Consider the following 6000-nt stretch of genomic DNA (forward strand, 5'->3'; position numbering starts at 1 on the left):
TGGTTGTTGTGGGTGGAATCCAGCGTCCCACAGAAATGGGGGCCAAATTTCTACACGCTTTTCTCAATCAACGGATCGTCAGGCAAAACGGCGGACTGCTTTGTCGGCAACCCACAACACAATTATAGGTGTTTACCCTGACAATTCCTGGCGGTGAGAGTTGGAGTTTGGTCGGTGACGCTCAGCAATGACACAGGCTATGTTCGCTAGCAACCGCATCTTGCCTGTGCTATGCGCCTTCTACCGCTGGAGAGCAAAAGCACGCAGCTTCTGAAGGACGTGCGTGCATGTGCACAGACGCACTATACTGTACATAAAAACAGTATTCACATGTTTGCTGCCGTCGAGAAGCTGTATCGCGATGGTCGGCAAGTGGTCCCGCAATGGCCCCCACTTGTGGGCCAGCTCGGAACCTACATGCAGGCGAACGACACGCGCAAGCAATGTCTTCGGTTGTGGCCTCTCGACTACCAAGAGAACGTGATGGACCGCTACACCCCATTGGCGGTCCTCTGGCTGCCTGAACTCGTAGCGATCGTAGGTGACCAGCTCCTTGTTCGCGGCTTTGAGGAAGCCGGTCATCGCCCTCAACGGAACTGGGTGTTCCAGAAGTGGCGATGTCAAATCATGGACCGAGCTGCAGCAAATCGTGTGCTGGAACCGGACCGCCGCTTCGGGCATTTGGCGCCTGCGCCGCCTAGGAACAGGTAGCAAGCTCGCATAGCCGCGATATCACGCATGACGGACGGATTTCGTCGTACAGCCCGGACTCCATCGGACCTCGCTCAATACGGCCACGGAACTGCGCATGCTGCTCAGGATTGAGTAAGTAGTAGCACGCCGGAGTCGTAGCTCCTCGCTCCTCACATAACACCAGCAGCCACGGCAAGGGGTTCGGGCCTCCTCGAAAGAGCTCCTTTATGAGCCAGTACCTTGCCCCTGAGCGCAACTGCTTTGCTTTGGCGACACGAGGCTTTATCGCCACGTCCCCGATCCAAAGCAGATTCTCATGTGGCTGTGCACGCGCCTGAGCCCCAGCGTCTGATACCAAGTTGTAGAGGTCGCGCAAGAAGAAGCGCTTGTTCGTACGGACCAACGTACCCTCATCTCCATGCTCCACCGCTGCACGCGCACCTGCCTGCCGGTAGGCTTCGGCAAGCGACCCGAAATGCTTTTGATAGGTCGAGGCGTGGACCAAGCCATAGCGGCCAAACTCTGACCACGAAAGCGCCGGATGTTTCGCAACGACCTTCGCCAGCTTGCGAAGCATCATTGTTCTGTCGGTGCCATGGTGGTAAAGATGTGCAGATTGGCGAAGGCGCTCTTGCGCCCGATCCCAGGTTTTGCGATCGACAAGCGCCGGCACCATCGTCGTGTTCGCGGCCGATTCTGCGAGGCGGGGGATGTCCGTTACGGAGGTCTTTCCGCTGCGTAAGCCCCAAGTGAACTTGCCGGTCACCACTTCGGCTTCCAACAAGTTGCGCACCATGAAGTCGGTGATCGCTTCGCCGCGGTACGACGTCACCCCTCTCCGATTGAGTGCCCGAGCAATGTCGCGCAAGGACGCATCTTTGTAAGCGTACTGCTCGAACACCCATGCGACGGCGTCTCGCTCTCGCTTCGGACCGAGAATCCATCTCACACGATCAGTCATTCGCGGTTTGCGCTCGCCTTGCGCCAGAAGGCGGCGGCTTCCATCAGCCGAGATGGCTTCTCGCCGGTACCCCAGACACGGCGGCCTTCCAGTAGCGAAGCCAAGCTTGATAGCCGTCACCTGGCCGGAGCGGGACTTGTGCGCAAGCTCACGCGAGTACTCAGCTGCCATCGTGCGTTTCAACTGCTTCATCACCGCGTCGAAAGGTGACGATGAACTGCGGAACAGCTCGCCGACATACACGATCTGCACGCCGTTCTTCCGACAGTGATACTCGTAGTACGCGCTTTCATCAACGTCTTGGAAGCGGCCCCACCTCGAAACGTCCAGGACGAGAACAGCCTTGTAGTCTGGCGCGTTCATCACGTCGCGCAGCAGGGCCTGCATGCCGTCGCGGCCCGATAGCTTCACGCCGCTCTTTGCTTGGTCCAGGTAAGTTGCGACCACTTCGTACCCGTGATCGCGGGCGTACAGGCTGATGGCCGAGCGCTGCGACTCAATGGACAGCGGCTGCTGGTCGGTGGACATTCGCAGGTATTGGGCTGCACGAATCGTCATGAGGTACCTCAAAGGAGTGATTGAGGCGCCGCATTACATCACCCGCGCAGCTTTAGCTACAACGCAGAATTAGAGATCGAGCGCAAGCTGCCGGCCGCCATCAGGACTGGTGCAAACTTGCAGTAGCCTCTGTCTGAGAGTTTCAGCGTCACCGATGCGGTATGGGGCGAACCGTTCGAGCACCTTCGTCGTCAGGCGACCACTGAACTTCGTGTGTTCATTCGGCGGAAGAAGCACGAACTCGTTCCCGGTCGGGGTGTCGTGGTTCAGGCATAGGATGAGCAGCCACCGCCCCACCTTCTCAGTTCTTTCGAGGTGATCCACGAACCAATACGGCTGAGAAGCGCGGGTTCGACACGCTTTGGCGACCCTCACTTTGACCTCGGCTCCATCCAAGCAGACAAGATTCAATCGCCTTTCCAGCCTGCACGATTCAGCATGCGGCGCGACAAGGTCGAACACGTCCGAGGTGAACCGCTTTCCGATGCAGCTGGAGAGGGCTTGACGAGGTCGACGGACTCGTTCCGTGGGATCGTCGCGTCCTGCAGCTACATAGGCTGCCGTCACTGAGCCAAAGTGCCGAATGTATGTCGCAGGCTGTGGCAATCCGTAGCGCGCGAACTTGGAGTACGACAAATCTGGGTGGCGAGCAAGAACCTCGCGGAGGCGATTGAGTAGAAGTTCGTCGTCGTAGCCGAATTCGAACCACTTGCGAGCAGCGGCGATCCTCTGTTGCACCGAAGCCCAGGTATCCGGGTCAATGATGGGATCAACCATGTGCGTATTCGTAGCGGGTTGTGGCAATGCAGGGATGCCCGTCGATGTGCGACGCCGCTTACTCCGATGCCCCCATGAGAAGGTGCCCAGAACCACGCTAGATCGAACGAGCTTCTTGATCATGTCCACGGTCACGGGGCTGCCGTTGTGACTGCGGACCTTCGCTGCCTTCAAGCGTCGCGCGATCGTGGCCAGATTGACGCCGTCCGCATACTCCCGGAAGATCTTCTGCACCGTCGCGACTTCCTCCGGCGGTCCCAAGACCCATCGCACGCGATCAGTGGCCATAGGCTTCCGCTCGTGCGGTCCGAGCAACTTTCCTGGATCTCCACCCTGCGAGACAGACTGCCTACGATAGCCAAGGCACGGAAGCTGCCCAGTGGCGAAACCGCGCTTGACGGTCTCCACCTGTCCCGAGCGGCACTTCGCACCCAGCTCGCGGCTGTACTCGGCGGCCATCGTACGCTTCAACTGCTTGAGCAGCGAGTCGAATGGCGTCATCTCCGCGGTGAAGTGCTCCGCCACGTAGATGACTGCCACTCCATGCTTGCGGCAGTGGTACTCGTAGTACGCAGATTCATCTACGTCCAGGTACCGGCCCCAGCGACTCACATCGAAGACCAGCACTTTGTCGAACCTTCTCGGCACCGCGAGAACGTCGCGCAGCAGGGTTCTCATCCCGTCCCTGCCATCGATCTTCAGTCCGCTCCTGCCTTCGTCGCTGTAGGTGCGCACTACCTCCATTCCGTGCTTCTGCGCATAAGCACTGATGGCTGCCATTTGAATCGAAATGGACAGCGGCTGCTGGACCGTAGACATCCGCACGTATTGCGCAACGGGAGTGAGCATCTCAGTCTCCACGGACAAATGCCGTATCGTCCCTCTTGCGCAAGCCGTGGCGCAACTATACAAACGTCTCGGTTGCACGTAGCAACGTGACTATTGCCGCTCAAAGGCTTGGAAGGAGAGTAATGACCGACCAGGAATTCAATGTTCTCTCCGGCCAGATCCAGGCGCTTTCAATGGGGCTTATCGCGGTCATGGGATCGTTAAGTCCCTCAACTGCGCGAATTGCAGCGACGAAACTGCAGGCGACACTTGATGTGGAGGGGGAAAGCACCGGAAACGCCGCGCGCTTCGAAATGTGCCGGCAGCTGGTGGACGCCTACATTGAGCTCTTGAGGATTCGATCCCGCGGCAGCTAGTCAATTCCTTTTGTGGCGCCACAAGGGATTCCTCAATCGTAGTGGGCACGCGCGTTGCGTCTCGGCCGGGACTGCCGTAAAGTGACGAGCTTCCGGGGGGCGGATGGCGGAGGCTCCACATGGCAGTAAGAGAGGTCACGGCAGCGGAACGGTCGTCATATCCCTACGGGGCCGTGGCTGTCATGTTCGTTTATTGGCCCGATGGCACACGATCGCAAGGCACTGCGGCCATGGTCGGTCGGAACGACATCCTCACTGCGACGCACACCGTGTATTCTCCGGAGCACGGTGGGTGGGGTACCAGTTTCGACTTCTACTTCGGTGCGGATTACAACGGGATCACGGACAGGTTCGACTCAACCACCTTTACGTATGCGCTGCGTGCCGGTACGTACTCCTGGACTGCCAGAGCCTACCCTGATGCTGTTTTCTCGGACTCCAATCCTCTGCTCACATCGGCAGAGAGTCAGTACGACGTCGCAGTTCTTGGCGTCTCTCTGCCTGTAGGTGACGTCACAGGTTGGTTCGGTGTCGATCCGAACCGAAACTTTACTCAGCTTGTCACCGAAATCGGCTATCCCGACGGCAGCACGGGAATGATGACCGCTGACGTCACGGTGACTTCGAATTCACTGTTTGGAATCTATACGGCGACGACCAACCCGATGGGGCCTGGCAGTTCGGGGGGGCCACTATTTTCTAGTGACGGATATGTGATTGGTGTGAAATCTGCCGGTAGCGCGGCTACATCCGTTTGGGCTGATGTCGGCTTCACACTGGAAGCCCTCAGGTCTTTCTTTTCTTCTAACGACTCATTGCTAGTTGCTCCAACGCAGGCGCTCCCCCGATACAGTGTTAGCAGTACGTCCTCTTCAGTGAACGAAGGGGGCACGGCCGTCTTCACCATTACTACTCAGAATGTGCCTGTCGGGTCTTCTCTCTCCTATCAGCTGTCTGGAGTGAGTGCAGCAGACATTGTTGGTGGGCAACTCTCGGGGCTTGCAACCGTAGGAAGTGATGGACGGGCGGTCGCCAATATTGCCATTGCAGCTGATTCGCGGACCGAGGGACCCGAGACATTGACGCTGACCTCAAACGGTGCCAGTGGATCGCTCACCATCAATGATTCCTCTCGCGCTCCGTCAGGCCCGCCGGTCACCGACATCATGGACGCGCTTGGTGTGTATAGAGCGTTTGTCGGGACGGCACCGACTGCTGCAGGCTACGGAAGCATGGTTTCCGCGCTTCGCACATCTTCTGTGTCAGCGTATGCGCAGAGCGTTGCCGGCACGTACGCCGGTGTGTCTGCTGGTGCTCTAGCAACGAGCGTTCTCACGGACTTCGGCATCGGGGCAAGCAGTCTCGGCGGACCGTCACCTGCCGCGAGTTACGTGGCGCTCCAATCGGCAGTGGCATCCATCTTCTCGATCAATGCGACGGCGCGCGGTCAGGTCGTCCTCAACATGACACGCCTCCTCGGAGGATTAGAGGCGGATGCAGTCTTTGGTGCTGCCGCACGCGCTTTCGATGGTCAAGTTCTTGCTGACTACGTGCGACTTTCAAGTGGCGCAAGTACCTCCGACCAATCCGAGCTGCTCCACCTCATTGGGGTCGCTCCCACTTATTCATTGACCTAGATCTGGGGTTCGCAGCGTTCGACTCGCCCAAGATCGCCTTCACATCGTAAGCGTCCGGTGATGGCACCTTGACGCTGGCGGTCAGCGCTCGGCTATGCCGGCCCATTGACCTCGTCGGTAAACACGTCGTCGGACCATGCGAGTCCGATTGCCTTGTCCAGGCGCTTCA

The 6000-nt window shown here is 58.5% G+C and carries 5 protein-coding genes; 3 read left to right on the forward strand and 2 right to left on the reverse strand.

Features of this window, described 5'->3' with window-relative positions:
- Nucleotides 1-330 precede the first annotated feature (330 nt).
- Nucleotides 331-711, forward strand: coding sequence for a hypothetical protein (locus H8R02_RS06780; RefSeq protein ID WP_187080542.1), 381 nt, complete (start codon nucleotides 331-333; stop codon nucleotides 709-711).
- Here the strand turns inward: H8R02_RS06780 and H8R02_RS06785 are convergent.
- Together H8R02_RS06785 and H8R02_RS06790 are read right to left on the reverse strand one after the other, a co-directional pair.
- The gene (locus tag H8R02_RS06785) at nucleotides 698-2212 is read right to left on the reverse strand and encodes a recombinase family protein (protein WP_255429160.1); all 1515 of its coding nucleotides are present in this window, start codon (nucleotides 2210-2212) and stop codon (nucleotides 698-700) included. The two genes, H8R02_RS06780 and H8R02_RS06785, sit on opposite strands and share 14 nt — an antisense overlap.
- Nucleotides 2213-2281: 69 nt before the next feature.
- The gene (locus tag H8R02_RS06790) at nucleotides 2282-3838 is read right to left on the reverse strand and encodes a recombinase family protein (RefSeq protein ID WP_187080544.1); all 1557 of its coding nucleotides are present in this window, start codon (nucleotides 3836-3838) and stop codon (nucleotides 2282-2284) included.
- A gap of 122 nt (nucleotides 3839-3960) precedes the next feature.
- On the opposite strand from H8R02_RS06790, the gene H8R02_RS06795 reads away from it, so the two are divergent.
- Together H8R02_RS06795 and H8R02_RS06800 are read left to right on the forward strand one after the other, a co-directional pair.
- The gene (locus H8R02_RS06795; RefSeq protein ID WP_187080545.1) at nucleotides 3961-4194 is read left to right on the forward strand and encodes a hypothetical protein; all 234 of its coding nucleotides are present in this window, start codon (nucleotides 3961-3963) and stop codon (nucleotides 4192-4194) included.
- Nucleotides 4195-4376: 182 nt separating this feature from the next.
- The gene (locus H8R02_RS06800; protein WP_255429161.1) at nucleotides 4377-5831 is read left to right on the forward strand and encodes a trypsin-like serine peptidase; all 1455 of its coding nucleotides are present in this window, start codon (nucleotides 4377-4379) and stop codon (nucleotides 5829-5831) included.
- Nucleotides 5832-6000 lie beyond the last annotated feature (169 nt).

The sequence above is a fragment of the Ramlibacter albus genome (assembly GCF_014297445.1).
Lineage (GTDB): Bacteria > Pseudomonadota > Gammaproteobacteria > Burkholderiales > Burkholderiaceae_C > Ramlibacter > Ramlibacter albus.

Bases quoted from the DNA above. Each gene is read 5' to 3' on its own strand.
- H8R02_RS06780 (WP_187080542.1), top strand. From the start codon at position 331: ATGTTTGCTGCCGTCGAGAAGCTGTATCGCGATGGTCGGCAAGTGGTC.
- H8R02_RS06785 (WP_255429160.1), bottom strand. From the start codon at position 2,212: ATGACGATTCGTGCAGCCCAATACCTGCGAATGTCCACCGACCAGCAG.
- H8R02_RS06790 (WP_187080544.1), bottom strand. From the start codon at position 3,838: ATGCTCACTCCCGTTGCGCAATACGTGCGGATGTCTACGGTCCAGCAG.
- H8R02_RS06795 (WP_187080545.1), top strand. From the start codon at position 3,961: ATGACCGACCAGGAATTCAATGTTCTCTCCGGCCAGATCCAGGCGCTT.
- H8R02_RS06800 (WP_255429161.1), top strand. From the start codon at position 4,377: ATGTTCGTTTATTGGCCCGATGGCACACGATCGCAAGGCACTGCGGCC.